The following is a 24257-nucleotide window of genomic DNA, read 5'->3' as shown; positions in this document are numbered from 1 at the left end:
GACGGCGGCTCCTATTCGGACGCGCCGACGCGGTCGACCAGCACGAAGGCGCCGTCGCGGACCCCCTTGATGATCACCGATTTGGACACCGTGCCGTCGTCGCGGAACACCACGTCGCCGGTAATGCCCGGGAAGTCGCGCCGGTCCATGATCGCGGCGCGCAACGGCTCGCCGGTCTCCCCGGCCGCGTCGAGCGCGGCGGCGACGACCATCATCGCGTCATAGGCATAGCCGATGAACGGGCTGGTGAAGTCCTCGCCATAGCGGGTCTGGTAGCGTTGGGCCACGGCCGCGATGGCCGGATCGTCGCTGGAGGGGTCGAAATCGGTCTGGGTATAGAGCAGGCCCTCGGCCGCGGCGCCCGCCGCGTCGAGAAAGAGCTGGCTCTCCATGCCGCCATAGGTGAGGATCTGCACATTGGGCATCAGCGCCTTGATCTGGCGCGTGGCTGCCGCCGCGACGTCGACATCGCCCACCAGATAGACGAAGTCGGGCTGGGCCGCCGCGATTTTGGCCACTTGCGGCCCGTAATTGGTGTCGCTGGCCCGGAACGATTCGATGGCCACCATCTCGCCGCCGAGCTGGGTGAACTGGCGTTCGAACTCGACGACATTGGTCTGCCCGATATCGTTGGAGATATAGAGTGCCGCGCCCCGCTGGAAATCGAGGGTGTCGAAGGCATAATTGGCCATCACCGCGATGTCGAAATCGGCGAGCTGGATGACGCTGAAGGTGAATTTGCCGATGCCGGCCATGGCCGGGCTCTGGGCGCCCACATTCATCATCACCAGTTCGCGCTGGTCGGCCAGCGGCGCGATGGTGGGCAGGACGGCGCTGCCCGAGGTTATCAGCACGTCGATGCCGTCCACATTGGTCAGCTTGTTGAAGCCTTCGAGGCCCTTTTGCGCCTTGTATTCGCTGTCCTCGGAGAACATCGAGAAGCGCTGGAAGCCGGCGGCCTCGTTCAGTTCCTCGATGGCGATCTCGACGCCGCGATTGGTCCAGTTGCCGATCTGGCCGCTGGCGCCCGAGGTGCCGACCAGCACGCCGACGCGTATCGGGTCCTGCTGTGCATACGCGCTGTTGCCAATGCCGAGCAATGCGGCAAAAGCTGTCGCGATAAGAAGATTTCGACGATGGATCATCCTGAGGGTCTCCTCCCAAACAGTTGCGGCCATGTTCGCTTAAAAAGAACGACCGTTTCTTACAAATCGCATGCGTTGGTTTTTGTGTCAACCGAACCTGCCGGGGGTTGACACCGAACTTCCACACGCAATACGCATAAGGAAACATGTGATCTGTTTTGCGAAACAGCAAAAAAATGTCTGGGATGGGTTTATGAGCGATATTGATCTTCTGATCGGCGGGGAATGGAAGCCGGCTTCCGATGGCGGCCGGCGCGACGTGGTCAACCCGGCCAATGGCGAGGTCGTCGGCCGGCTCGCGGTGGCGACCGATGCCGATCTCGACGCGGCGCTCCGGGCCGCTGCCGCCGCCTTCGAAGGCTGGAAGAATACGCCCGCCATCGAACGCGGCGCCATCCTGCGCCGTGCCGCCACCCTGATGCGGCAGCGCGCCGACGAGTTCGCCCCCATCATCACCCGCGAAAACGGCAAGACCCTCGCCGAATCCATGGCCGAAGTCTCCTGGGCCGCCGATTTCTACGAGTGGTTCGCCGAGGAGGCGCGGCGCATTTACGGCCGCACCGTTCCGGCCCGCATGGCCGGCGTGCGCCAGTTCACCAGCCTCGAGCCGGTCGGGCCGGTCCTGGCGCTGAGCCCCTGGAACTGGCCGCTGGTCCCGCTCTCGCGAAAACTGTCCGCCGCGCTGGCCGCCGGCTGCACGGTGATCGCCAAGCCGGCCGAGGAAACTCCCTCGGCGGTCGCGCTGCTCGCGCGGATCTTTGCCGAGGCGGGGCTGCCCGATGGCGTCCTCAACGTGGTCTATGGCGACCCGGCCCATATTTCCAGCCGGCTGATCGCCGCGCCGGAAGTGCGCAAGATTTCCTTCACCGGCTCCGTGCCGGTCGGGCGGCTCCTCGCCCGCCAGGCCGCCGATCATCTGAAGCCCATCACCCTCGAGCTCGGCGGCCACGCCCCCGTCATCGTCTTCGATGACGTCGATGTCGACGCCGTGGTCGGCAAGGTCGTCCCCATCAAGTTCCGCACCGCGGGGCAGGTCTGTTCCTCGCCCACCCGCTTTTACGTGCACGAGAAGATCGCCGCCCGGTTCACCGAAAAACTGGCCAGCGCGGCCTCCGGCCTCAAGGTCGGCGATGGCGCCGCCGCCGGCACCGAAATGGGCCCGCTGATCAGCGCCCGGCGCGTCGATGCCGTCGCGGACCTGGTTGCCGACGCCGTCTCCCGGGGCGCGACCCTCGTCAGCGGCGGCCAGCGCCCGGAGGGCAAGGGCTATTATTACCCGCCCACCATCCTGGCCGGGGTGAAGGACGACGCCCGCATCATGTCCGAGGAGCCGTTCGGCCCCGTGGTCCCCGTCACCACCTTCTCGGACTATGACGAGGTGATCGCCCGGGCCAATGCGACGCCCTACGCCCTTGCCGCCTATGTGTTCACCCAGTCGCTGGAACTCGCCCACAAGGTCGGCGTCGATCTCAATTGCGGCAATCTGGGCATCAACACCTTTGCCGTCTCGCTGGCCGAAGGTCCCTTTGGCGGCAACCGCGACTCCGGTTATGGCAGGGAGGGCGGCACCGAGGGCATCCAGTCCTACCTGACCACGAAATTCGTGGCGGAGTCGGCCAGGTAATCACCGGAAGGGTTTCGCCCGATGCGTGTCAACATTTCCGATTTGGCCGCCGGGGCCATTTTTACCGCTTTCGGCCTCTATTTCGCGATCACCGCCTATACCGGGCTGAGCATCGGCACCGCCTTCATGATGGGGCCGGGCTATTTCCCCCTCATCATCGGCATCGGCCTCGTCGTGTTCGGCCTCGTGATCGCGGCGAAGGCCTTCGGGCGCACCTCCGAGCCCTTCACCTGGCCGCCGCTGACCTCGGTGCTGATGGTCGCCGCCACGCCGGTGGTCTTCGGCCTCACCGTGCGCGGGCTGGGCTTCGGCCCGGCCACTGCGCTCGCCGCCTTCGTCGCCAGCCTGGCCAGCCGCGAGGCGAGCTGGCGGTTCCGGTTGCTGCTCACCGCCGGGCTCACCCTGTTCTGCCTCGCCATCTTCCGATTTGCCCTCAACCTGCCGCTGCCGATCATCGGCCACTGGCTCAGCTGAGAGAACAGCCATGGAATTCATCGATCTCCTCATGCTGGGCTTCTCGCATTCGCTGACCCCGACCAATCTGTTCTACTGCCTGGTCGGCGCCCTTTTGGGGACGCTGATCGGAGTGCTGCCGGGGGTGGGGCCCACCGCCACCATCGCCATGCTGCTGCCCATCACCTTCTCGCTGCCGCCGCTGGCCGCGCTGGTCATGCTGGCCGGCATCTATTACGGCGCGCAATATGGCGGCTCGACCACCGCCATCCTCCTCAACGTCCCCGGCGAGGCGACGGCGGCGGTCACCGCCATCGACGGCCACCAGATGGCCAAGAACGGGCGGCCCGGGCCGGCCCTCGCCATCGCGGCGCTGGGCTCGTTCTTCGCCGGCACCATCGGCACGCTGCTCATCGCCATCCTCGCCCTGCCGCTCGCCGCCCTGGCGCTCAAATTCGGCGCGCCGGAATATTTCTCGCTCATGGTCTTGGCCCTGGTCACATCGGTGGCGCTGGCCCACGGTTCGCTCCTCAAGGCCTTCGCCATGATCTTTCTCGGCCTGGCCTTCGGCATGATCGGCACCGACGTCTATACCGGCGCCCAGCGCTTCACCTTCGGCAATCTCCAGCTCGCCGACGGCGTCAGCATCGTGGCGCTGGCCGTGGGCACCTTCGGGGTCTCGGAAATCCTGCGCAACATGGAGAGCCGGCAGGCCGAGCGCCGCCTGACCGCCAAGGTCCAGGGCCTGCTGCCCAGCCGCGACGAGCTGCGCCGCTCCATCGGCCCGGTGCTGCGCGGAACCTTTCTCGGCTCCCTGCTCGGCGTCCTGCCCGGCGGCGGGCCGCTGCTGGCCTCCTTCGGCTCCTATTCCATGGAAAAGAACATCTCCCGCCACCCCGAAACCTTCGGCAAGGGCGCCGTCGAGGGCATTGCCGGGCCGGAATCGGCCAATAATGCCGGGGCGCAGACCTCGTTCATCCCCATGCTGACCCTGGGCATTCCCGCCAATCCGGTCCTTGCCCTGCTTCTGGGCGCCATGATCCTGCAGGGCATCCAGCCCGGCCCCAACGTCGCGGTGCGCAATCCCGACATCTTCTGGGGGCTGATCACCTCCATGTGGATCGGCAACGTCATGCTGGTCGTGCTCAATCTGCCGCTGATCGGCATCTGGGTGCGGCTGCTGAGCATCCCCTACAAGGCCCTGTTCCCGACCATTCTGGTGTTTTCCTCCATCGGCACCTTCTCGGTCACCGGCAATGTGTTCGACCTCTATTCCATCGTGTTCTTCGGCCTGCTGGCCTATCTGCTGATCAAGCTCGGATGCGAGCCGGCGCCGTTCATCCTGGGCTTCATCCTCGGGCCGATCATGGAGGAGACCCTGCGCCGCGCCATGATCCTGTCCAATGGCGATCCGCTGATCTTCGTGCAGCGGCCGATCAGCGCCACCCTGCTGGCCTTTTCGGCGATCGCGGTGCTGTTCGTGGTGCTGCCCATGATCTCCAACCGACGCGCCGACATTTTCGTCGAGGACTGAAGGGAACTCTACCCGGCGCTGAGGCGCATCCACAGCGTGTGCATCACCTGCACCGCGATGATCCCGGCGACCCACACCCCGGCGGTCACCGCATAGAGCAGCCGCGTCTGCCCCGACAGCTTGCCGATCGCCCCGAGCACCACATAGAGCCCGTAAAGGCTCAGATAGCCCGCCAGCACCAGCAGCCCGAGCAGCCAGTCGCGGTAATAATCCGGCGTCGAGCTGCCGGGAATGCCCATCACCCAGAACATGACGCCCATAAGGGCCACCCCGGCCCCCACGGTCGGCACCAGCCAGCCCAGTGTGCGCAGGATGAAGAGGAGCGCCCGAAGCGCGAAGCGAAAAAGCGGGTCCAGCATCGGCGGCAAACCGGCCCCTACCGGTTCTCGAGCCCGTTGGCGGTCCGCTGCTCGCGGATCTCGTCTCGGCTGGTGTCTACCTGCACGATGAGGCTTTCGAGCCCTTGCCGCACCTCCTGCAAAAGGTCGGCATGCTCGGTTTTCGAGGTCACGGCGTTGGGGGTCTTGGCGTCCCATTCGAGCGCCCATTGCATGGCGGCGATCCATTCGTCGGGGTCGCCCGCGATATATTCGTTGACCGGCCGCCCCACCTGTTCGGTGAGGGCCGAGAACAGCACCCGCTCATTGCCCGCCGCCTCGCCCAGCGCGGCGATCATGAAGCGATAGCGCAATTGCCCGGCATACATCCAGTTGGCCGCCTCCTGGCCCTGGCCCTCGACCAGCAGCCGGCCGGCGAGCACATAGAGCGCCGCCGGATGCAGCCCTTCCGCCTCCGCCGCGATCTCTTCCATGGGCATGGTGGCAAAGTCCGGCGCCTCCTGCGCCTGCGCCGGGGCAAACGTCGCAAGGCCGAGGACAAGGGCGGTGAGCAGCTTCTTCATGATCGTTTCTCCGTGCTATCCATCCATCAGACGCTGGATCGGAACTCTCTCTTGGCCGCCCTGCCGATTTTTTCGATTATTTCCCAAACTTCGGCCCGCCGAAAGCGTCTTTACCTTCATAACGTCACCAGGATGAATTGCGGGAGAACCGGGACATGCACACCGAACTTGCCAGAACGACACCGATCCGGCACCGATTGTCCGGCCTCGGCATGATGCTGACGGCGGCAATCCTCTTGACCGCCGCCCCGCTTGCCGCGCAGGAGACGCGCTTTCCCGCCACGCTGGATGAAGCCTATACCGGGCGCTTCACCATCGAGCTCTTCCCGGCCGAGGGCGGGGGCCGCATCCACCGGGACTGGGGCGACGCCGAAATCCTCTTTGTCTCCGGCGAGGACGGCACCGTCGAATTCATCACCCGGGGCGAGGACGATGAGGGCAGTGGCTTTGAAGTCTCCGTCACCCTCACCGGCGACGACGACGGCATCTGGCGTTCTCTGGCTGGCGACGGCATCGCCCGGATCGACGCCGCCGGGCGCGTGCTCTCGGCGTCCCATTCCGATGGGTTCGACCTGTTCTGGAGCGGCGAGATCGGGATGGAGAAGGGGAGCCTCACCTTCCGCCGCATTCCCACCGCTTCCGCCCCGGCCGAGGAGCGCGACATCACGGCGATATTTTCCATCGAGGTCCAGCGTCCCCGGCCCGAGCCCAAGCCCGAGCCGGACGCGGAAACCGAGGCTTCGGGGGGCGATGGCGGATGCGAGCGGATCGAATGGCGCCTGGTCAATCGCTGGGACCCCTGGGGCGGCGGCCTCAGCCTTGAGCGCGAACCGTTCTGCGTGAATTGACCCGGAGTGCTTCCAGCAAAAGTGGACACCACTTTTGCGGTTCGGAAGCGCGACCAAGTGAAGGCCCCGGAGTGCTTCCAGCAAAAGTGGGCACCACTTTTGCGGTTCGGAAGCGCGACCAAGTAAAGATCGTGCGAAGCACGGCGTGAAAATGCCGCGGCCCGCTGCCCTCATAAAGCCGCGATCCCGCCATTAATTAATAATGATTAACTCTTTCGAGGGAAGTGCAACCCGATCCGTTTTCGCAGCTTGTGTGGCAAACCGCCTTGAGATGGGAGAAGGGCAATGGCTGAATTCGAATATCGTGGTTATCGTATCCGCATGGTTTTCGAGCGCGACTGGCGCATAAAGATCTGGCCGCCCGTGCGCCCCGCGCAGATCGCCGACAAGATCCGCGCCACCCCCAACGAGGGCGAGGCCCTGTGCCGGCAGCGCGCCACCCGCGCCATAGACCGGCACCTGTCCGGCCGCGATCACCCGGCGCGGTCATAGCTGTTGGGTTGCCGCACCGGCATGGGCGAGCCCGGCGTGGCGAACACTTTTGGGTTGTCGTCGGCGAATTCATAGGCCCCGCCGGCGATCTTGCCGATCAGCGCATCCACCCAGTCATGGCTGGTTTCCGTGTGGTTGGCCCAGAAGCCCAGCAGCGCGTCCATATGCGCGGGCAGGGCATCCTCCCCGGTCCAGTGCGCATTGTGGTTGGCGAGATCGACCCGTGAGCGCTGCTCGGCCAGGGTCGCCAGCCGCCGGCGCAGATAGTCCAGCACCCTGTCGCGGGAGAGGGCCGACATCATCACCAGCCCGGCGCAAAAACTGTCCGGCTTGGGCTGGGGCACGGTCAGCGCCTTTTCGATCAGCCGGTTGAATTCGGCTTCCCCCCCGGGGGTGAGTTCGTATTCGTTGCGCATGGGCCCGTTGTCGGAAACCGCGTCCGGGCATTCTTCCAGAAGGCCCTCCTTGGTCAGCTGCCGCAGCGCATGATAGATCGATCCGGTCTTGATATGCGCCCATTTGTCGGCGTTCCAGCCCAGAAGGTCCTGTCCCACCCGATAGCCATGGGTCCGTCCATGCGCGCGGACCACGGCAAGAACCAGAAGGCGGGTTGCTGACATTTCGTATCGTTTCCTTTCATGCCGGAGCCGGGGCCCTGTGCCCCGATTGCCGTCTTATCCCATGTTAGTGGTCTGGGCCCCCCGTGAACAACAGCTGAATGCACACCTCACGCGCTGTTCAACGGCGAGTTCCTATCGTTGTGACAGTAAGCGACGAAATTGGGGATTTCATGATGCTGTCGTCTCGTCTTGCCTTCCCGGCCATAATTGGTGGCCTTGTGGCAATAATACTTTCGGGGGTGTTCACGCCGCCGGCCATGGCGCGGGGCTATCCGGTCGAGCTCCGGGCGCAGGTGACCGGCGTCGCCCAGGACGATCATCTCAATGTCCGGCGCTGGCCGGCCCATTATTCCCGGCAGGTCGGGCAATTGCCTCCGCATGCCGCCGTCTGGGTCGAGCGCTGCATCGAGGTCGACAATTCCTCCGACTGGTGCCTCGTCGCCGGCGGCCGCGCCTATGGCTGGGTGAATTCGCGTTTTCTGGCCGTCCTCCCGCACTGATCCTCCACTGGTCCTCCAAAGACTTGACTTTCCCCGCAGCGTGCAGTCCTTCGAGGGCTGGACATTGCGGGGTTTTTTCATGGCGGCCAATCCTGTTCTGGCCCGGTCGGTCCGGGGCAATTGGGTGGAGAACCTGCATCGCGGCGCCATCTGCGTCGCCGATGCCGAGGGCCGCGTCCTCGCATCGGTTGGCGATATCGACCGCGACATTTTCCCGCGCTCGGCCATCAAGGCCGTGCAGGCCGTGGCGCTGCTGCGCTCGGGGGCCGTCGAGCGCTTCGGCTATTCGGCGCCCGCCATCGCGCTCGCCTGCGCCTCCCATAATGGCGAGCCGGCGCATACCGAACTGGCCGCCGCCATGCTCGCCGCCGCCGATCTCGATGAGACCGCGCTCGAATGCGGCATCCATCCTCCCATCGACCCCGCCGCCCGCAAGGCGCTGTTCGCCGCCGGCGGCAAGCCGGGGACGCTCCACAATGCCTGCTCGGGCAAGCATGCGGGCATGCTCGCCGTGGCCCGCGCGCTGGGGATCGAGCTAGAGGGCTATTCGCGCGCCGACCATCCCGTGCAGATCGCCGTCAGGCAGCGTGTCGAGGAAATCCTCGACCATCCCTTGACCGAAGGAAAATGCGGCACCGATGGGTGCTCCATCCCCACCTGGGCCGCCCCCCTGCGGCGGTTCGCCCAGGGCTTCGCCCGCATGGCGACCGGCACCGGCCTCTCCCCGGAAACCGCGGCGGCGGCCCGCACCATTTTCGACGCCGCCACCCGGCATCCCTTTCTCGTCGGCGGCACCGGATCGTTCGACACCGAGATCATGGCTGCCTTCGGCGATCGCCTCATGATCAAGTTCGGCGCCGATGGGGTGTATTGCGGCGCCCTGCGCGACAGCGGCATCGGCTTCGCGCTCAAATGCGATGACGGTTCGGTGCCCGCCGCCACGGCCATGGTGGCGGCGCTGCTGCTCTCCATCGCCGAGCCCGACGCGGCGCAGAAATCCCTCCTCCAGTCCCGCGCCCGCCGCCTCCAGCACAGTTGGTCCGGCCAGGACGTCGGCTGGCTGGAAGCGACTCCGGACGTGGACACCGAACATGTTTTGCGAGAACGGCCATTGTCATAGCGCTTGGCGCCGCATGAGCACCAATTTTCGCCCTCTTTCACCCAATGTTCGCGGCATCGCGGGCGCCGATCCGTCCTTGTGCTTGCCGCTATACCCTCCGCGCCGCTATAGGTGTTACGCCAATTGAACCGGAAAACGCCCATGCTCGTCGATGACGCCGTCTATCTCGGCACCAGCGATTCCCCCCAATATCTGCCGCTTTCCTTTGCAAATCGCCACGGTCTGGTCACCGGCGCCACCGGCACCGGCAAGACGGTCACCCTCCAGATTCTGGCCGAAGGCTTCTCCCGCGCCGGCGTCCCGGTCTTCTGCGCCGACATCAAAGGCGACGTCGCCGGCCTCTCCCAGGCCGGAGAGCCCCAGGATTTCCTCGCCGAACGCGCCGCAACGATCGGCTTCGATGACTACCAATACACTGATTTTCCAGTGATTTTCTGGGACCTGTTCGGTCGGCAGGGGCACCCGATCCGCACCACTGTTTCCGAGATGGGCCCCTTGCTGCTCTCGCGCATGCTCGATCTCAACGCGACCCAGGAAGGCATCCTCAACGCCACCTTCAAACTGGCCGACGACGAGGGATTGCTGCTCCTCGACTTCAAGGATTTGCGCTCGCTCCTCGCCCATGTCGCCGAGCGCCGCACCGAGCTTTCCGCGCGCTATGGCAACATCTCGACCGCCTCTGTCGGCGCCATCCAGCGCGCGCTTCTCGTCCTCGAGCAACAGGGCGGGGAGCAGTTCTTCGGCGAGCCCGCCCTCAGCATCTCCGACCTGATGCGCACGGATTCCCGGGGCAGGGGCTATATATCGGTGCTCGCCGCCGATGAACTTATGCTCGCGCCCAGACTCTATGCTATATTCCTCCTTTGGTTGCTGTCAGAACTCTTCGAGGAACTGCCCGAAGTCGGAAATCCCGACAAGCCGAAGCTGGTTTTCTTCTTCGACGAGGCGAATTTACTGTTCGACGAGGCCCCCGATGCTCTGCGCAACAAGATCGAGCAGGTGGTCAAGCTGGTCCGCTCCAAGGGGGTCGGCGTTTATTTCGTGACGCAAAATCCCGCCGATATCCCCGAGCCCGTTCTCGCGCAACTGGGCAACCGGATCCAGCACGCCCTGCGGGCCTATACCCCTAGGGAGCAGAAGGCCGTGCGCATCGCCGCCCAGTCTTTCCGGCCCAATCCCGCCTTCGACACGGCGGAGGTGATCACCCAATTGGGCACCGGCGAAGCGCTGGTCTCGGTGTTGGAAGGCAAGGGCGTGCCCTCGGTCGTCGGACGCACCCTGATCCGCCCGCCATCCTCCCGCATGGGCCCGATCGGCACCGCTGAGCGCGATGCGGTCACCGCGCAAAGCCCGGTCGACGGCATCTATGACCGCGTGCTGGATCGTGAATCCGCTTATGAAATCCTGGCGGTCCGCGCCGATAAAGCCTTGCGCGACAAAGCTTTGGCCGAGCGCGAGGAGGAAATCCGCAAGCTCGAAGCGGAGTATGAAAAGCGCCGCAAAGCCCAGGAACCGAAGCGGTCGACGCGCCAGACGCCCGCCGAGGCGGCGCTCAATACCTTCGTGCGCACGGTGGCCCGCAGGGCGGGCGATTCCCTGGTGCGGGGCATTCTCGGTTCCCTGACGAAGTCGCGGTGAGACCATGGCCACGCTTGCTTCGATAGCCGTCTTCGCCGATTGCGGCGTCACCCCGCATCAGGCGCAATACCGCGCCGCAGGTGCCGTGGCGGCGCGGCACGGCATGCATGTGATATGCACGGCCCGCAATGGGCAATGGCCCCAGGCCCTGGTCGATTCCGCCCTGGCCGAGGATGGCGTGGTGACGGTGGTCTCCGGTCCCTCCACACGGGACCTGCGCGTTCCCGGCGGCGTCTCCGTTCAACGCTGCGATTCGGAAATACAGGCCGGAATCAAGGCGGTACAGATGGCGCAGGCGGTCATCGGCATGCCCGGCTGCATCGAGACCACCGCCGCTCTCTATGCCGCCTGGACGGGGGCGGGAGGCGCGGCCTCGCAGCGTCCGGTGGGCCTGTTCAATCGCGACCGCGCCTTCGAGGTTGTCCGCGGGTTCGCTGCCGATATCGCCGGCGTCGGCCGCGGCAATATCGATACGCTCGTGCAGTTCTCCGACAATTTCGAAGACCTTCTGAACCGGCTTACTCGCCTGGTTTGACCGGGAAGGGAATGACGTTGTCGCGCCGGCGTTCGATGGGCACGAGGCGCCTGTCCTCCAATTCGATCCGCTTGCGCCGTTCCGGCCCGACATAGGCCGGTGCCGCGTCGATATAGTCGGACCCGCCCCGCGCGATTCGCTCGCGCACCCGTTCCTCGAGATAGAGCGGGCTCATGGGTTTGACGATGATCTCGTCGATGCCGGCCTGAATGCAGATCCTGCGCATATGGGGATCGACCCGCCGCGCCAGCGCGATGATTTGCGCGCCCTGCAATTCCGGGGTGCCGGCACCGGTTCGCAGCATGGCCGCGACATCCGCCGCGGTTTCATCCCCGAGGTCATAGTCGGAAACCAGGACGGCCATGGGGGCGATGCGCAGATAGGCGCGCAGGTCGCGTGCATGGCGGAATTCCCGAACACGCCAGCCGCGCTCACGCCGCAACGTGGCCCCCAAGACGGCGGTTAGGGCCGGATTGGACGAAAGGACGGCGATGGTGGGAATTGGTTGCAAGATGGAAGCGCCGTTGCTGATGGTTAGCAAACGCTTAACAGAGCGTTTCGGAGTCGGGAAGCACCCCATCCGAACTATCGTTAAAAGGAATGGCCCGCCTCTTGCGGGGCGAGCCATCCTCGGGATCGGTTGTGGAAAACGCTTACTTCGAAGCGGCTTCGAACAGTTCCTCGACATAGTCCCAGTTGACGAGGTTGTCGAACCAGGCCTCGAGATATTTGGGCCGGGCATTGCGGTAATCGATGTAATAGGAGTGTTCCCACACGTCGACGCCGAGCAGCGGCGTGCCGCCATGCACCAAGGGATTTTCGCCATTCGGGGTCTTGGTGACTTCGAGCTTGCCGTCCTTGAAGCTCAGCCAAGCCCAGCCCGAACCGAACTGCCCGCCGCCAGCGGCGAGAAAGTCCTCGCGGAACTTGTCGAACCCGCCCAGATCGGAATCAACCGCGGCCTGCAGCTTGCCCGGCAGGGACTTGCCACCGCCATTAGGCTTCATCCACTTCCAGAAATGAATGTGATTGTAGTGCTGGCCGGCATTATTGAACAGGCCCTGGTTCTTGCCGTAGCTCTCCTTGACGATGTCTTCGAGAGACTTGCCTTCGAGACCCGACCCTTCCAGCAGCTTGGAGCCGTTGGTGACATAGGCCTGATGGTGCTTGTCGTGGTGAAACTCCAGGGTTTCCTTCGACATATAGGGTGCCAGAGCGTCGTAGGCGTAAGGCAATTCGGGGAGAGTAAAGCTCATTAAAGCCTCCTTTATGGTTATGAAATTCCGTGTGCCTGGCAATTTACCAAGCCAATGCTTTGTTTATAGAGCGGTGCGCATCGGGGCGCAACGGCAATGGGAGAAAACTTATGCCAATCCCGCGCATCTGAGCGCAAAAGCATAGGTGATGGCCGTCTCCTTGATGCGTTCGAAGCGCCCCGAGGCGCCGCCATGCCCGGCTTCCATATTGGTCCGGAGGTACAATGCGTTGTCGTCGGTCTTGGTTGCACGCAGCCGGGCCACCCATTTGGCCGGCTCCCAATAGGTTACGCGGGGGTCAGTGAGCCCGGCCAGGACAAGCATCGGTGGGTAGGGCACGGCGGCGATATTGTCGTATGGGGAATAGGACGCGATACGCTCGTAATCCTCCTTGGAAAGGATGGGATTGCCCCATTCGGGCCATTCCGGCGGGGTGAGGGGAAGCGTGTCGTCGAGCATGGTATTGAGCACGTCGACGAAGGGAACCACCGCGATGACGCCGCCCCAGAGATCGGGGCGCATATTGGCGATGGCGCCCATCAGTAGGCCCCCCGCCGACCCGCCTTCGGCGACGATCCTACCCCTGGCGGTATAGTTCTCGGCGATGAGCATTTCCGCCGCGGCGATGAAATCGGTGAAGGTGTTGCTTTTCTGGGCTGCGCGGCCTGCCTTGTACCAGCGATAGCCCTTGTCCATGCCGCCCCGGACATGGGCAATGGCATAGACAAATCCCCGGTCGACAAGAGAGAGCACCGAGATGGAAAAACCGGCCGGGATGGAGTGGCCATAAGCGCCATAGCCATAGAGAAGGCAGGGCGCGGTGCCATCCCGCTGGGTATCCTTGCGATAAAGGACAGTGACCGGGACGGTTTCCCCGTCGCTCGCGGTCGCAAACAGGCGCCGCGTCTCATAGCGCGCCGGGTCGTGGCCGGACGGCACCTCCTGTTCCTTGCGCAAAGTCCGCGCGCCCGTATCGAGCTCGAGATCGAAGACCTGGCTGGGCGTCGTGGGTGAGGAATAGGTGAACCGGATGGTGGCGGTATCGAACTCGTAGCCGCCGACCAGCCCCAATGCATAGGCCTCTTCGGGAAAGGCGATGACCTCCTCGGCCCCGCTGCGAAGGTCGTGGGCAACGATCCGCGGCAATCCGTCCTTTCGTTCGAGCCGGATCAGATGATTGGCCAGCACCTCCATGTCGAGGATCAGCCGCCCGGCTTCATGGGGCACGAGATCGACCCAATTGGCCTGGCCCGGAGCGCTCGACGAGGTCTGGACGATCTTGAAGTCTTCCGCGCCGTCGTCATTGGTCAGAATGAAGAGTGCGCCATGGCGCTCCTCGACCGAATATTCCGTGTTTTCGTGCCGGGGTTCGACGCAGATAGGTGATCCCCCTTTATTCGCGTCGATCAGCCAGACCTCCGAGGTCTGATGATCGTGGGCGGAAATGGTTATGAAGCGCTTCGACTGGGTTTGCCCGACCCCGACGAAAAATCCTGGGTCCTTTTCTTCGTAGACGATCTCATCCATGTCCTGGCGCGTGCCGAGAACATGCCGCCGGACCCTGAAGGGGCGATGGTTGTCGTCGAGTTCGATATAATAGAACGATGCGCTGTCATTGGCCCATACGGCGCCGCTGCCGGCCTTCTCGATCTTTTCGTCGCGGTCGATGCCGGACGCCAGGTCGCGGATGCTGATGGTATAATGCTCCGATCCGTTCCGATCCGCCGCCCAGGCCAGCAAGGTATGGCTGGGCGAATGCTCCGCGCCGCCGAAACCGAAATAGCCTTCTCCCGCTTCGGCATTGCAATCGAGCAGTATCTCTTCCGCGCCACCATCGCGCTCGGTGCGCATGACCAGGGGATATTGGTCCCCTTCCCGGGTGCGGCTGAAATAGGCAAAGAGGCCGTCGGCGGACGGAACAGAGCTGTCGTCCTCCTTTATCCGCCCCTTGATCTCGGCATAGATCTGCTCCTGCAAAGTCTTGGTGGGATTGCCGAAATCCTCGGCGTACCAGGCATTCTCGGCCTCGAGATAGGCGCGTATTTCCGCCGGCAACACGGTTGGATCGGCCATGACGTCGCGCCAGTTCTCGGCCCTCAGCCAGCTATAGGGGTCGGTGCGCGGAGTGCCGTGGCGTGTTTCGGAAATCGGATGCCGGGGAGCCAGAGGGGGAGTGATGCGGGACATAATGCTCGATGGGAAGACGGGGAGAAACAGTGCGCACTATTCTTCCTTGCTGGAGGACAAGGCAAGCCCGTCCGGTGCGATAAATACAGTCCGGCAGCATCTCTCCTGTGGAGGTTTGACTTTATGACGGTTGAATGACTTTGCGTTCCATCGTCTGGCTGCTATTGAGCGCGCGCGACAGAACATTAGGTTGGCCGACAGTGAGTCCATAGGACTCAATTTCATGCAGCGGGGGAGTGCTTGACCGCAAATCTCGAAATCGTCGTAGCCCTTATTGCCCTCGCGCCTTTTCTTGCCGCTCTCATCGCGCCATCGATCAAGGTCTTTGCCGGTGGCTTCGCAGGCTGGGTTCTGGCCATCGTGCCGGCTGCGATATTTGCAACCTTTCTTGGCTTTATCCCGGCCATCTCGGATTTCTCCGTCATCCGCGTGGGCCTCAACTGGATTCCCGCCTACGGCATCAGCTTTTCCTTCTTTGTGGATGGGCTGAGCCTCGTTTTCGGCGCTATGATCTCCGGCATTGGCACGTTCATCGTGATCTATTCCGGTGCCTATCTGGCCGGGCATCCCCATCAGGGGAGATTTTTTTCCTATATCCTGATGTTCATGGGCTCGATGCTCGGGCTGGTCCTGGCCGACAATGTCTTCACGCTGTTCGTCTTTTGGGAACTGACCTCGATTACCTCGTTCCTCCTCATCGGGTTCGATCATTCCCGCCAGGCCGCGCGCCGTGCCGCCATCCAGGCGCTCATCGTGACCGGGGGCGGCGGGCTGGCGCTCCTGGCCGGCCTGATAACTCTGACGCTGATCACCGGACACAACAGCCTCACCGGCATGCTCGCCACAGCCGGCGGCGTTCAGGAAAACCCCCTCTATCTGGTGGTGCTGCTCCTGGTGGTGGTCGGCGCATTCGCCAAATCCGCCCAGGTCCCCCTGCATTTCTGGCTGCCCAACGCCATGGAAGCGCCAACGCCCGTGTCCGCCTATCTGCATTCGGCGACCATGGTGAAGGCTGGGGTCTATCTGCTGGCCCGCATGAATCCGGTTCTTGGCGGCACCGATGCCTGGTTCTGGATCCTGACGTTGTTCGGCGGCGCAACGCTGCTCTTGGGCGGGCTGATGGCGGTGCGCCAGACCGATCTCAAGCAGATGCTGGCCTATACGACATTGGGGTCGCTCGGCCTGCTCGTTTTGCTCATCGGGTTCGGGACCAAGGAGGCGATCCTCGGGGCGATCCTGTATCTGTGCGCCCATTCGTTGTTCAAGGGCGCCTTGTTCATGGTGGCCGGCACCATCGATCACGGCACCGGAACAAGGGATATAACAGCCTTGGGCGGCCTGCGCGAAAACCTACCGGTCACCTTCATCACGGCCATTCTCGCAGCGATTTCCATGGCCGGCTTCCCGATTGCCATGGGCTTTCTCGCCAAAGAGGAAATGTATCTCGCGCTGACCCAGGGATCATGGCCGGATCTTGCCTTCCTGGCTGTCCTGATCATCGGCAATGCCCTGATGATGGTGGTGGGTCTGCTGATCGCGTTCAAACCGTTCCTGGGGCCTACGGTGCCGACGCCCCATTCCCCGCATGAGGGAACGCCAAGCCTGCTGGTGGGCTCCATCGTGCTCGCCGTTCTCGGCGTGTGCGCGGGACTCGCGACCGACTGGATCAACACCGCCGTGCTCAATCCGACCGGGGGATCGATCTATAACCGGGCCGTGAATGCGCAGATTCACCTGGCTTTCGATCTTGGCAATCCCGCCGTCTGGGCCTCGGTGGCGACCTGGATCCTGGGCGGGCTGTTGTTCTGGAAAGCCGATGCCGTGCGCAACAGATTGCGCCGGGCTGGGGAGGCCATTGGCTGGACCTTCGACGCCGGCTTTGACGCGCTCATGTTCGGGTTGATCCGGTTTGCGGACCGCATCACGCGCCTCCTGCATCATGGTCGGCTGGAATGGTATCTGCTGCTGATGTTCGTCTGTCTTGCCGGTATCATCTATGTGCCGCTGCTGGTCGTCGACAGCCTGCCGGCGCTTCCCGCCTGGCCTGAACTGACCTTTTATGAATGGGGCGCCATCCTCATCGCGGCCCTCGGCCTGCTGGCGGTTTTAACGGCCAAGACGCGGCTGACCGCCATTGTGGCCTTGGGAATCCAGGGGTTTTCGGTGGCGGTGATCTTCATGCTGTTTGGCGCGCCCGATCTCAGCTTCACGCAATTCATGGTCGAGACGCTGACGGTGATCATCCTGGCGCTGGTGATGACCCGGCTGCATCTGGACGATGTCGACCATCGGGACCTCGAAACGGCGGTACGCGACGGCGCGGTGGCGCTGGCCTTCGGTTCCGGCATCGCGGTCCTGCTGCTGGTTGTCCTGCAAACCGATCTCGATCTGACGCTGACCGAATTCTTCCGTCAGACCAGCACGCCGATCGCCCATGGCCGCAATATCGTCAACGTCATTCTCGTCGACTACCGCGCCATCGATACGCTGGGCGAGATTTCCGTGGTGATGGCGGCCGGGCTGGCCATTCTGGCTCTGATCAAGCTGCGCGCCGACGCCAAGGGGAAGCGCCGGGGCCGGCGCCGCGGTGCCATCAAGGGGAGTTTGCAATGAATACGGTCATCTTCCGAACCGCCGCGCCGGCCCTGGCCGCGCTCATGCTGGTGTTTTCCGTGTTCGTCCTGCTCCGTGGACATAACGAGCCCGGAGGCGGGTTTATCGGTGGGCTGATGGGGGCCTCGGCCCTTGCGATCTACGGCATTGCCACGGGCGTCAGGGAGACGCGCAAGGCCATCCGCGTCCATCCCATCACCTTTGCCGGGCTCGGGGTCGTGCTGGCGGCGGTGTCGGGATTCATCTCCCTGCCGTTCGAGGTGCCGTTTCTCACCGGGTTGTGGTGGATCTTCGATGTGGACGGATCCGAGATCGCGCTTTCGACGCCGCTGATCTTCGATATCGGGGTCTATGCCGTGGTGGTCGGGGCGGTCGGGGCCATGGCGCTGGCCCTTGAAGGCGATGAGGGGGAGGACTGATGGAAGTCGCGCTTGCCGGGCTGATCGGCCTGTTCCTCTCCGCCGCCGCCTATCTCATGCTCTCCAAGGCCATCATCCGCATGCTGCTGGGCGTTGCGATTTTAGGCAATGGAGTCAATCTGTTGATCTTCACCGTCGGCCGTCTCACCCCGGAAGTCCCGCCCATCGTGCCGGCCGGAGAGACCTTGCCGCTGGCCGGATCGGCCAACCCGCTGCCGCAGGCGCTGATCCTCACGGCGATCGTCATCGGCTTCGCGCTGCTGTCTTTCCTGCTGGTGCTGGGCTATCGCGCCTATCAGGAACTGGATGCGGACAATACCGACACCATGCGGATCGCCGAGCCCGAAGCGGCTCCGCGTCCCCCGCTCAGCTATTAGCAGGACGCGATGGCCAGCCAACCCCTTGATTTCCCAACAGCAATGATCGAGGCGCCGACCGCGGCGGCCGACTGGGTGATGGTATGGCCGGTCGCGCTGGCCCTGTTCGGGGCCGGCCTGCTGGTCATGCTGCGCGGGCAGGGGCGGCTGCAATTCGGCCTCGCCATGCTGGTGATCGCGGCGATTTTTGCCTCCAATCTCTACCTCGTCCTGCGGATTTTCGAGGCAGGCCCGCTGGCCATGACCATGGGTAAGTGGTTGCCACCGTTTGGAATTACCTTCGCGGCGGACATGACCAGCGCCGTATTTGCCCTCGCCGCATCGGCGGCGGCGATGGCGGTGGCGGTCTATGCCCAATCGGAATTGACCGAGCGGGAGGAGCGCTTCGGATTCTATCCCATGCTGCTGCTGCTTTTGTGCGGCGTGAGCGGTTCCTTCCTCACCGGAGATATCTTTAATCTCTATGTGTGGTTTGAGGTTATGCTGATTTCTTCGTTCGGATTGTTGATCCTGGGCGGGCGCAAGGTGCAGCTGGACGGGGCGGTGAAATACGGCTTTCTCAACCTGCTCGCCACCACCATGTTCCTCGTCTCGATCGCCTATCTCTACGGCCTGACCGGAACGCTCAACCTCGCCGATCTCATTGAAAAATCAGGCAATATCGAAACGGGCCCGCTGCTCGCCGTATCGCTGATGTTCCTCTTTGCCTTTGCGGTCAAGGCGGCGGCCTTCCCGGCCAATGCGTGGCTGCCCGCCTCCTACCACACCCCCGCCGTGGCGGTATCGGCGATCTTTGGTGGTTTGTTGACGAAAGTTGGCGCTTATGCGGCGATAAGAGTCCTGACAATGGCCATTCCCGCGAGCATTGTGCATTTGCAGCCGGTGATCGTCGCCGTCGCTATCGCGACTCTGATCCTGGGTCCGCTCGGTGCCCTCGCCCAGACCCATCTCCGACGCGCAGTCGGCTTCCTCGTCATCGGGGGCATCGGCGCCATCTTCGCCGGCTTTGCGCTCGGCACCGTGCACGGGCTCGGCGGGGCGGTGTTCTATGCCGTCCACTCCATGCTGGCCATCACGGTCTTCTATCTGCTGGCCGGTCTGATCGAGCGCATGACCGGCGCCACCGACACGCTGTCGATGGGCGGCCTCTATGGGGCGAGCACGCCGCTCTCCATCCTGTTCCTCATCATGGTGTTCCTCATCTCGGGCCTGCCGCCCTTTCTCGGGCTGTGGCCGAAAATCCTGCTCGTCGAGGGCGGCATCAGGGCGGGGAACTGGTGGCTGGCCGGGGCGCTGCTCGTCAACTCCTTCCTGACGCTGATCGTCATGAGCCGGCTGTGGGCGCATATCTTCTGGCGCAACGGCCCGGAGGGCGAGCGCTCGGAACAGCCCAATCCCGAGCTGCGCCGCCTCGACCGCCGCGAGGCCGGGTTCGGCCTGGGGGCGACGGCGGTGCTGATGGCGCTGATCGTCGGGCTGGGCCTGTTTCCCAACTGGCTGTTCGAGGCCTCGGGGATCGCCGCCCATGACCTGCTTTCGCCCGACCGCTATGTGGACGCCGTGTTCGGAGGAGAGCGGACATGAACCTCGTCTTTCTCGTGGTGACGCTGTCGCTGGTCTGGGCCGCCGTCACCGGCAGCTTCACCGTGCTCAACCTGCTGCTCGGCGCCGCCATCGGGGTCGGGGCAGGGCTGTTCATCCGCGAGCGCATCGAAAGCCCGCACCTCCTCCTGCGCCTGCGGCGCATCCTGTCGCTGGCGCTGCTGTTCTTCACCGAACTGGCGCTCTCGGCCTGGCGGGTGGCCGTGCTTGTGCTCTCGCCCAATATGAAACAGAAGATCGCCCCGGCCATCATCGCCTATCCGCTGACGGTCTCGACCGACGTGCAGATCACGCTGCTGGCCCACCTGATCACCCTGACGCCGGGGACGCTGAGCGTCGACGTCGCCGAGGACCGCCGCGTGCTCTATATCCACGCCCTCGAAATGCACGACCGCGAAGCGCTGATCGCCTCGATCAAATCCGGCTTCGAAGCGAAAATCATCGAGGCGTTCCAATGATGAGCGGACCGGAATTCCTGCATCTGGCCACCACGATCTCGCTGGGCATATTGACGCTGGCCCTGTTGCTGACGGTCTGCAAGATCGTCATCGGGCCGAGCCTGCCCGACCGGGTGCTGGGGCTCGACATGCTGGTCGCCGTGGCCATCGGCTATATCGTGGTCATCGCGCTGCGCACCGGCTTCATGCTCTATCTCGACATCGCCATCGCGCTGGGGCTGGTGGGGTTCCTCTCGACGGTGGCCTTCGCCCGTTTCATCCTGCAACGCTGGGAAATCGACAAGGCGGCGCAAGAGGACCATCGCGAGGAGGCGCGGCGATGATCATGGACGGATTGTATTATCTCGCCGGGCTGATGCTGATCGCCGGCGCCCTGTTCAGCCTCGTTGCTGCCCTCGGCATCCTGCGCCTGCCGGACTTTTATTCGCGCATGCACGCCGCCTCCAAGGCCGGGGCGGTGGGGTCCGGGCTGGCGCTGCTGGCCATCGCGCTGGTCAGTTTCGACGCGGCGGTGATCTTGCGGGCCCTGCTGGGCATCGTCTTCTTCATGCTCACCGCGCCGATCTCGGCACATCTTTTCGCCCGCGCCGCCTATATTGCCGGTTATCGCCCGGCCGGGGGATTTGCACTGGACGAAATGAACGAGCGTCCGGACGCCAATTGAATAAATTTGTTTTCCCCTAATTTTGACAAGTTGTGGGCACACACTTGCAAATCCGGGAAAACAACAGTATCTCCCTTACAGTGAATCGCTGACATGTCAGCGTATGAGAACAATTCTCCTAAAGTCAGAGAGGATAATGTGATGAGTGCTCCGGCCGACACGGAGATCAGGGTCACCCAGGACCTGATTGAATACAGCACCGATATCGTTGCGGCCTATGTCAGCCACAATGCTATCAGCCCGACCGATCTTCCCAAACTGATCGCCGACGTGCACGCGGCGCTTCTGTCCCTGGGAAGCGAAGATATCGTCGAGCCGATCGAAGAAAAGAAGCCGGCCGTTCCGGTGCGCAAGTCGGTGACTGCTGACTATATCATCTGTCTCGAGGACGGCAAGAAGTTCAAATCGCTGAAGCGCCATCTGCGGACCCATTATAATCTGTCTCCGGAAGAATACCGTGAGAAATGGGGCCTTCCCGCCGACTATCCGATGGTCGCCCCCTCCTATTCGGCCACCCGTTCCAAGTTGGCCAAGGAAAATGGACTGGGCCGCAAGGCGGCGTAACCTGAGACAGGCGCCTGAGGACTTTCCCGCCGGGCGGCGGGGATGCGGGCGGCGACGATGTGTTTGACAGGGGCTGCGCGGCGCGCGGCCTCTGTTGCGTTTTTGGGGGGCGGGGGGGGCGGCCGGGCGCACAACACCGGCGTCTGTTCTCTCGGCCCACCCCCACCCTCAATCCCTCCCCTCAAGGGGGAGGGAGGCTGGGCGGTGCGATCCCATGCCGGCTGGCGCCGGCTCCCCCCTCCCATCCTCCCCCGCAAGGGGGGAGGTGTGGCGCTGGGGGAATGGCTACCGTCCTCCCCAAGCCCCGGAATCACCCTCCCCTTGACGGGGAGGGAGGGGTGGGGTGGGGCCGGGGGCATAAGCGGGGGTGGGGAGATTGCCGAAGCGCTGGCCCCCTCATCCGACCTTTCGCTATCGCGAAAGCCCACCTTCTCCCACGAGGGGAGAAGGGAATCCGTGGGGCGGCGCCGATATTTCCAACTCCACGAAGGGAGAAGGGAAGAATGAGGCGGCGGCAAGCCTTCCTTCTCCCCTCGTGGGAGAAGGTGGATCGCCCGCAGGGCGAGACGGATGAGGGGGCGCTGAGCCGGCCCGGCGCGGCAATTCCGGCGTCTGTTCCCTTGGCCCACCCCCACCCTCAATCCCTCCCCTCAAGGGGGAGGGAAGTTGGGCGGTGCAGGGAGCGGGGTTGGGGCGATTTCCCATGCCGGCTGGCGCCGGCACCCCCTCCCAGCCTCCCCCGCAAGGGGGGAGGTGTGGCGCTGGGGGGGATGGCCACCGTCCTCTCCAAGCCCCGGAATCACCCTCCCCTTGACGGGGAGGGAGGGGTGGGGTGGGGCCGGGGGCGCAAACCTCAGCCTCAAGCCCACCCGACTTATCCCCGCACTACATCCGATCCGCTATAGGAATTATCTCCTAATCATGAGATGGTGGTCCTATGGTTATCCTGCATTCCGCCGAACGGCACGCAAAGCATTCGATTTCGGCCCGACAGGGCCGCACATGCAGGGCCATTGTCAGGGCCGTGGCCGGCATGACCGGTACGCGGCACGACGATTTCTTCGCGCGCTCCCGCTGCCCCATGCCCACCGCCCATGCGCGGCAGACGGCCATGTATCTGTGCCATGTGCTGACCGGGCTCACCATGACGCAGGTGGGGCGGTATTTCGGGCGCGACCGCACCACGGTCGCTCATGCCTGCGCCGTGGTCGAGGATTTGCGCGACGATCCGGTGTTCGACGCGGCGCTCGACGCCATCGAGCGCCGCGTTACCGCCCGGCGTTGCGCCAGCCCGGCGACATCGACAACCGGGGCGGCAGGGGAGGCGCGGCATCATGGGCAATGCTGATCCTGCGGCGCCGGACCTGGCGCCGGTCATGGCGCTGGCGCGGCCGCAGGGCGGCCAGCCGGCCTTTCTCGCGCCCCATCACCTCGAAACGGTGCGGATCGTCAAGCGCCTGTTCGAACGCTCGCATTTGCGCCGCCACGTGACCATGCATTACGGGCCGCGGGTCGGGGGCACGCGGCGCATCGGCAGCGCGGCGGATATCGCCGACAGCGCCGCCGAGGCGCGGACGCGGCTCAACCGGCTGCTGGCCGGCCTGCCCGGCGATTGCGCCGGGGTGGTCATCGATGTCTGCGGCTTCGAAAAGGGCTTGCAGGAGATCGAGCGCGACCGGGGCTGGCCGCGGCGCAGCGCCAAGCTGGTGCTGCGCATCGGGCTGGACGCGCTGGCCACGCGGCTGGGGCTGTCGCCGGTGGCGGCGGGGCCGGAGGGCGGGCGGCAGCGCGGCTGGCACGGGGCGGGGGCGGTGCCGCGCGAATTCAGCTGATTCGGGTCGCCGCCTCGGCATCGGCCCGCACCCGGGCGACCATGGCGGCGAGGCCATTGGAGCGCTGGGTGGAGAGATGCTCGCGCAGCCCGATGCCGTCGAAGATCGGCAGGGCGTCGGTCTGGGCGATGTCGGCGGCGGTGCGGCCGGAATAGAGCGCCAGCACGACGGCGACCAGCCCCTTGACGATCATGGCATCGGAATCGCCGCGGAACTGCATCACCGTGCCATGGGGGCCCGGCGCGCTGTCGGTGACCAGCCACACCTGCGAGGCGCAGCCATGCACCTTGTTCTCGATGAGCCGCTCGTCATCGGAAAGGGGCGCCAATTGCTGGCCGAGCTCGATGATGTAGCGGTAGCGATCCTCCCAATCCTCGAGAAAGGAGAGGTTGTCGGCGATATCCTGGAAGGCGGCGGGCGTGCTCATAGGGAATATGTAAGGCGCATCGCGCCCGATTGGAAGCGTCCGGGCAAGGGAAATTCAATAGGCCCAGGCGGGGCGCGGGGGCGGGAAGGCGAGAGCGGGGGAGGGAGGTTCGGCAAGGGCGGGCTGCGGGGCGACGGGCGTCGTAAGGGCGCCGATCACCAATTGCCGCCCGATGCTGCATTCGAGCGAGGCGCAGTCCTGCGCTTCGATCTGGCCGATCACCGCGCTGGTGCCCTGCCGCGTCAGATCCGCGCCGGTCGCCCGGGCCGACTGGCCCAGATCCATGCCGGCGCTGGGCGCCATGAGCAGGAAGGCGCCGGTGAGCCAGAAAGCGGAGCGGACAAGGAACATGGCGAGATCTCACCGATTGGTCGTCTGATGGGGAGAGGGTAAGCGGGGCGCCTCAACGCCCTGTGGCGGATTTAGCGAAAATTTGCATCGCATTTTA

Annotated in this window: 28 protein-coding genes; 19 read left to right on the top strand and 9 right to left on the bottom strand. The window is 64.3% G+C overall.

The features are described from left to right. Positions 1 to 11: 11 nt before the first annotated feature. Positions 12 to 1145 (bottom strand): ABC transporter substrate-binding protein, encoded by a 1134-nt coding sequence (locus tag DVH29_RS00790; RefSeq protein ID WP_158541509.1) that lies wholly within the window; start codon positions 1143 to 1145, stop codon positions 12 to 14. 193 nt (positions 1146 to 1338) lie between these two features. Between DVH29_RS00790 and DVH29_RS00785 the strand changes: the two genes are divergently transcribed. From DVH29_RS00785 to DVH29_RS00775, 3 genes are read left to right on the top strand one after another with little or no spacing between them, the layout of a single operon-like run. Beyond that, positions 1339 to 2769 carry an NAD-dependent succinate-semialdehyde dehydrogenase gene (locus DVH29_RS00785; protein ID WP_114644241.1) on the top strand — a complete coding sequence of 477 codons (1431 nt, stop codon included), beginning with the start codon at positions 1339 to 1341 and terminating at the stop codon, positions 2767 to 2769. Positions 2770 to 2790: 21 nt separating this feature from the next. Then, positions 2791 to 3243 carry a tripartite tricarboxylate transporter TctB family protein gene (locus DVH29_RS00780; protein WP_114644240.1) on the top strand — a complete coding sequence of 151 codons (453 nt, stop codon included), beginning with the start codon at positions 2791 to 2793 and terminating at the stop codon, positions 3241 to 3243. Positions 3244 to 3253: 10 nt separating this feature from the next. Next, positions 3254 to 4756 (top strand): tripartite tricarboxylate transporter permease, encoded by a 1503-nt coding sequence (locus DVH29_RS00775; RefSeq protein ID WP_114644239.1) that lies wholly within the window; start codon positions 3254 to 3256, stop codon positions 4754 to 4756. An 8-nt stretch (positions 4757 to 4764) separates the two neighbouring features. On the opposite strand, the gene DVH29_RS00770 is transcribed toward DVH29_RS00775, so the two are convergent. Together DVH29_RS00770 and DVH29_RS00765 are read right to left on the bottom strand one after the other, a co-directional pair. Beyond that, complete coding sequence (locus DVH29_RS00770; RefSeq protein WP_114644238.1) at positions 4765 to 5115, bottom strand: hypothetical protein; 351 nt, start codon at positions 5113 to 5115, stop codon at positions 4765 to 4767. Positions 5116 to 5132: 17 nt separating this feature from the next. After that, positions 5133 to 5657 carry a hypothetical protein gene (locus DVH29_RS00765; protein ID WP_114644237.1) on the bottom strand — a complete coding sequence of 175 codons (525 nt, stop codon included), beginning with the start codon at positions 5655 to 5657 and terminating at the stop codon, positions 5133 to 5135. 155 nt (positions 5658 to 5812) lie between these two features. Here DVH29_RS00765 and DVH29_RS00760 point away from each other — a divergent pair, with 155 nt between their 5' ends. Together DVH29_RS00760 and DVH29_RS00755 are read left to right on the top strand one after the other, a co-directional pair. Continuing rightward, on the top strand, positions 5813 to 6505 hold the full coding sequence (locus DVH29_RS00760; RefSeq protein ID WP_147275964.1) for a hypothetical protein: 693 nt from the start codon (positions 5813 to 5815) through the stop codon (positions 6503 to 6505). 285 nt (positions 6506 to 6790) lie between these two features. Beyond that, positions 6791 to 6997 (top strand): hypothetical protein, encoded by a 207-nt coding sequence (locus DVH29_RS00755; RefSeq protein WP_114644235.1) that lies wholly within the window; start codon positions 6791 to 6793, stop codon positions 6995 to 6997. On the opposite strand, the gene DVH29_RS00750 is transcribed toward DVH29_RS00755, so the two are convergent. Continuing rightward, positions 6979 to 7617, bottom strand: coding sequence for a PadR family transcriptional regulator (locus tag DVH29_RS00750; RefSeq protein ID WP_114644234.1), 639 nt, complete (start codon positions 7615 to 7617; stop codon positions 6979 to 6981). The genes DVH29_RS00755 and DVH29_RS00750 overlap by 19 nt on opposite strands. 170 nt (positions 7618 to 7787) lie before the next feature. Between DVH29_RS00750 and DVH29_RS00745 the strand changes: the two genes are divergently transcribed. The 4 genes from DVH29_RS00745 (at position 7788) to DVH29_RS00730 (ending at position 11410) form a co-directional block, all read left to right on the top strand. Beyond that, positions 7788 to 8117, top strand: coding sequence for an SH3 domain-containing protein (locus DVH29_RS00745; RefSeq protein WP_147275963.1), 330 nt, complete (start codon positions 7788 to 7790; stop codon positions 8115 to 8117). 79 nt (positions 8118 to 8196) lie between these two features. Beyond that, entirely contained in the window at positions 8197 to 9237 is a 1041-nt protein-coding gene (locus DVH29_RS00740; protein WP_114644232.1) for an asparaginase, read from the top strand. A 141-nt stretch (positions 9238 to 9378) separates the two neighbouring features. Continuing rightward, on the top strand, positions 9379 to 10875 hold the full coding sequence (locus DVH29_RS00735; protein ID WP_114644231.1) for a helicase HerA-like C-terminal domain-containing protein: 1497 nt from the start codon (positions 9379 to 9381) through the stop codon (positions 10873 to 10875). A 4-nt stretch (positions 10876 to 10879) separates the two neighbouring features. Then, complete coding sequence (locus DVH29_RS00730; RefSeq protein WP_114644230.1) at positions 10880 to 11410, top strand: hypothetical protein; 531 nt, start codon at positions 10880 to 10882, stop codon at positions 11408 to 11410. Here the strand turns inward: DVH29_RS00730 and DVH29_RS00725 are convergent. From DVH29_RS00725 to DVH29_RS00715, 3 genes are all read right to left on the bottom strand, one after another. Beyond that, positions 11394 to 11921 (bottom strand): response regulator, encoded by a 528-nt coding sequence (locus tag DVH29_RS00725; RefSeq protein ID WP_158541508.1) that lies wholly within the window; start codon positions 11919 to 11921, stop codon positions 11394 to 11396. The genes DVH29_RS00730 and DVH29_RS00725 overlap by 17 nt on opposite strands. 142 nt (positions 11922 to 12063) lie before the next feature. Continuing rightward, positions 12064 to 12666, bottom strand: a complete 603-nt coding sequence (locus DVH29_RS00720; protein ID WP_114644228.1) for a superoxide dismutase — start codon at positions 12664 to 12666, stop codon at positions 12064 to 12066. A gap of 108 nt (positions 12667 to 12774) precedes the next feature. Next, entirely contained in the window at positions 12775 to 14853 is a 2079-nt protein-coding gene (locus tag DVH29_RS00715; RefSeq protein ID WP_114644227.1) for a S9 family peptidase, read from the bottom strand. 240 nt (positions 14854 to 15093) lie between these two features. On the opposite strand from DVH29_RS00715, the gene DVH29_RS00710 reads away from it, so the two are divergent. The 10 genes from DVH29_RS00710 (at position 15094) to DVH29_RS00665 (ending at position 23382) form a co-directional block, all read left to right on the top strand. Next, positions 15094 to 17466, top strand: coding sequence for a putative monovalent cation/H+ antiporter subunit A (locus tag DVH29_RS00710; RefSeq protein ID WP_245944836.1), 2373 nt, complete (start codon positions 15094 to 15096; stop codon positions 17464 to 17466). Further along, the gene (locus tag DVH29_RS00705; RefSeq protein ID WP_114644226.1) at positions 17463 to 17885 is read left to right on the top strand and encodes a Na+/H+ antiporter subunit B; all 423 of its coding nucleotides are present in this window, start codon (positions 17463 to 17465) and stop codon (positions 17883 to 17885) included. The genes DVH29_RS00710 and DVH29_RS00705 overlap by 4 nt, the downstream gene beginning before the upstream one ends. Beyond that, positions 17885 to 18262: a Na+/H+ antiporter subunit C gene (locus DVH29_RS00700; RefSeq protein WP_114644225.1), complete on the top strand. Its 378-nt coding sequence runs from the start codon at positions 17885 to 17887 to the stop codon at positions 18260 to 18262. Before DVH29_RS00705 ends, DVH29_RS00700 begins: the two co-directional genes overlap by 1 nt. 9 nt (positions 18263 to 18271) lie before the next feature. Then, positions 18272 to 19846 carry a proton-conducting transporter transmembrane domain-containing protein gene (locus tag DVH29_RS00695; protein WP_114644224.1) on the top strand — a complete coding sequence of 525 codons (1575 nt, stop codon included), beginning with the start codon at positions 18272 to 18274 and terminating at the stop codon, positions 19844 to 19846. After that, positions 19843 to 20322: a Na+/H+ antiporter subunit E gene (locus DVH29_RS00690; protein ID WP_114644223.1), complete on the top strand. Its 480-nt coding sequence runs from the start codon at positions 19843 to 19845 to the stop codon at positions 20320 to 20322. Before DVH29_RS00695 ends, DVH29_RS00690 begins: the two co-directional genes overlap by 4 nt. Continuing rightward, a complete protein-coding gene (locus DVH29_RS00685) occupies positions 20322 to 20645 on the top strand; it encodes a cation:proton antiporter (RefSeq protein WP_114644222.1) in 324 nt (107 codons plus the stop codon). Before DVH29_RS00690 ends, DVH29_RS00685 begins: the two co-directional genes overlap by 1 nt. Beyond that, positions 20642 to 20986 carry a monovalent cation/H(+) antiporter subunit G gene (gene mnhG / locus DVH29_RS00680; RefSeq protein ID WP_114644221.1) on the top strand — a complete coding sequence of 115 codons (345 nt, stop codon included), beginning with the start codon at positions 20642 to 20644 and terminating at the stop codon, positions 20984 to 20986. Before DVH29_RS00685 ends, mnhG begins: the two co-directional genes overlap by 4 nt. Positions 20987 to 21127: 141 nt before the next feature. Then, a complete protein-coding gene (locus tag DVH29_RS00675; RefSeq protein ID WP_114644220.1) occupies positions 21128 to 21550 on the top strand; it encodes a Ros/MucR family transcriptional regulator in 423 nt (140 codons plus the stop codon). 937 nt (positions 21551 to 22487) lie between these two features. Further along, positions 22488 to 22898 (top strand): helix-turn-helix domain-containing protein, encoded by a 411-nt coding sequence (locus DVH29_RS00670; protein ID WP_114644219.1) that lies wholly within the window; start codon positions 22488 to 22490, stop codon positions 22896 to 22898. Continuing rightward, on the top strand, positions 22885 to 23382 hold the full coding sequence (locus DVH29_RS00665) for a DUF6456 domain-containing protein (RefSeq protein ID WP_114644218.1): 498 nt from the start codon (positions 22885 to 22887) through the stop codon (positions 23380 to 23382). Before DVH29_RS00670 ends, DVH29_RS00665 begins: the two co-directional genes overlap by 14 nt. Here DVH29_RS00665 and DVH29_RS00660 read toward each other — a convergent pair. Both DVH29_RS00660 and DVH29_RS00655 read right to left on the bottom strand, forming a co-directional pair. Further along, positions 23375 to 23809, bottom strand: a complete 435-nt coding sequence (locus DVH29_RS00660) for a SufE family protein (protein ID WP_114644217.1) — start codon at positions 23807 to 23809, stop codon at positions 23375 to 23377. The genes DVH29_RS00665 and DVH29_RS00660 overlap by 8 nt on opposite strands. 54 nt (positions 23810 to 23863) lie before the next feature. Further along, positions 23864 to 24160: a hypothetical protein gene (locus DVH29_RS00655; RefSeq protein WP_114644216.1), complete on the bottom strand. Its 297-nt coding sequence runs from the start codon at positions 24158 to 24160 to the stop codon at positions 23864 to 23866. Between the last annotated feature and the right edge of the window lie 97 nt (positions 24161 to 24257).

This window comes from Pelagibacterium lacus (genome assembly GCF_003345525.1).
Lineage (GTDB): Bacteria > Pseudomonadota > Alphaproteobacteria > Rhizobiales > Devosiaceae > Pelagibacterium > Pelagibacterium lacus.
Note: the sequence above shows the minus strand (reverse complement) of the source record. Positions and strands in the feature narration are given on the sequence as shown.

Excerpts from the sequence above, each read along its gene's own strand:
- DVH29_RS00790 (WP_158541509.1), bottom strand. The coding sequence starts at position 1,145 with ATGATCCATCGTCGAAATCTTCTTATCGCGACAGCTTTTGCCGCATTG.
- DVH29_RS00785 (WP_114644241.1), top strand. The coding sequence starts at position 1,339 with ATGAGCGATATTGATCTTCTGATCGGCGGGGAATGGAAGCCGGCTTCC.
- DVH29_RS00780 (WP_114644240.1), top strand. The coding sequence starts at position 2,791 with ATGCGTGTCAACATTTCCGATTTGGCCGCCGGGGCCATTTTTACCGCT.
- DVH29_RS00775 (WP_114644239.1), top strand. The coding sequence starts at position 3,254 with ATGGAATTCATCGATCTCCTCATGCTGGGCTTCTCGCATTCGCTGACC.
- DVH29_RS00770 (WP_114644238.1), bottom strand. The coding sequence starts at position 5,115 with ATGCTGGACCCGCTTTTTCGCTTCGCGCTTCGGGCGCTCCTCTTCATC.
- DVH29_RS00765 (WP_114644237.1), bottom strand. The coding sequence starts at position 5,657 with ATGAAGAAGCTGCTCACCGCCCTTGTCCTCGGCCTTGCGACGTTTGCC.
- DVH29_RS00760 (WP_147275964.1), top strand. The coding sequence starts at position 5,813 with ATGCACACCGAACTTGCCAGAACGACACCGATCCGGCACCGATTGTCC.
- DVH29_RS00755 (WP_114644235.1), top strand. The coding sequence starts at position 6,791 with ATGGCTGAATTCGAATATCGTGGTTATCGTATCCGCATGGTTTTCGAG.
- DVH29_RS00750 (WP_114644234.1), bottom strand. The coding sequence starts at position 7,617 with ATGTCAGCAACCCGCCTTCTGGTTCTTGCCGTGGTCCGCGCGCATGGA.
- DVH29_RS00745 (WP_147275963.1), top strand. The coding sequence starts at position 7,788 with ATGATGCTGTCGTCTCGTCTTGCCTTCCCGGCCATAATTGGTGGCCTT.
- DVH29_RS00740 (WP_114644232.1), top strand. The coding sequence starts at position 8,197 with ATGGCGGCCAATCCTGTTCTGGCCCGGTCGGTCCGGGGCAATTGGGTG.
- DVH29_RS00735 (WP_114644231.1), top strand. The coding sequence starts at position 9,379 with ATGCTCGTCGATGACGCCGTCTATCTCGGCACCAGCGATTCCCCCCAA.
- DVH29_RS00730 (WP_114644230.1), top strand. The coding sequence starts at position 10,880 with ATGGCCACGCTTGCTTCGATAGCCGTCTTCGCCGATTGCGGCGTCACC.
- DVH29_RS00720 (WP_114644228.1), bottom strand. The coding sequence starts at position 12,666 with ATGAGCTTTACTCTCCCCGAATTGCCTTACGCCTACGACGCTCTGGCA.
- DVH29_RS00715 (WP_114644227.1), bottom strand. The coding sequence starts at position 14,853 with ATGTCCCGCATCACTCCCCCTCTGGCTCCCCGGCATCCGATTTCCGAA.
- DVH29_RS00705 (WP_114644226.1), top strand. The coding sequence starts at position 17,463 with ATGAATACGGTCATCTTCCGAACCGCCGCGCCGGCCCTGGCCGCGCTC.
- DVH29_RS00700 (WP_114644225.1), top strand. The coding sequence starts at position 17,885 with ATGGAAGTCGCGCTTGCCGGGCTGATCGGCCTGTTCCTCTCCGCCGCC.
- DVH29_RS00695 (WP_114644224.1), top strand. The coding sequence starts at position 18,272 with ATGGCCAGCCAACCCCTTGATTTCCCAACAGCAATGATCGAGGCGCCG.
- DVH29_RS00690 (WP_114644223.1), top strand. The coding sequence starts at position 19,843 with ATGAACCTCGTCTTTCTCGTGGTGACGCTGTCGCTGGTCTGGGCCGCC.
- DVH29_RS00685 (WP_114644222.1), top strand. The coding sequence starts at position 20,322 with ATGAGCGGACCGGAATTCCTGCATCTGGCCACCACGATCTCGCTGGGC.
- mnhG (WP_114644221.1), top strand. The coding sequence starts at position 20,642 with ATGATCATGGACGGATTGTATTATCTCGCCGGGCTGATGCTGATCGCC.
- DVH29_RS00675 (WP_114644220.1), top strand. The coding sequence starts at position 21,128 with ATGAGTGCTCCGGCCGACACGGAGATCAGGGTCACCCAGGACCTGATT.
- DVH29_RS00670 (WP_114644219.1), top strand. The coding sequence starts at position 22,488 with ATGGTTATCCTGCATTCCGCCGAACGGCACGCAAAGCATTCGATTTCG.
- DVH29_RS00665 (WP_114644218.1), top strand. The coding sequence starts at position 22,885 with ATGGGCAATGCTGATCCTGCGGCGCCGGACCTGGCGCCGGTCATGGCG.
- DVH29_RS00660 (WP_114644217.1), bottom strand. The coding sequence starts at position 23,809 with ATGAGCACGCCCGCCGCCTTCCAGGATATCGCCGACAACCTCTCCTTT.
- DVH29_RS00655 (WP_114644216.1), bottom strand. The coding sequence starts at position 24,160 with ATGTTCCTTGTCCGCTCCGCTTTCTGGCTCACCGGCGCCTTCCTGCTC.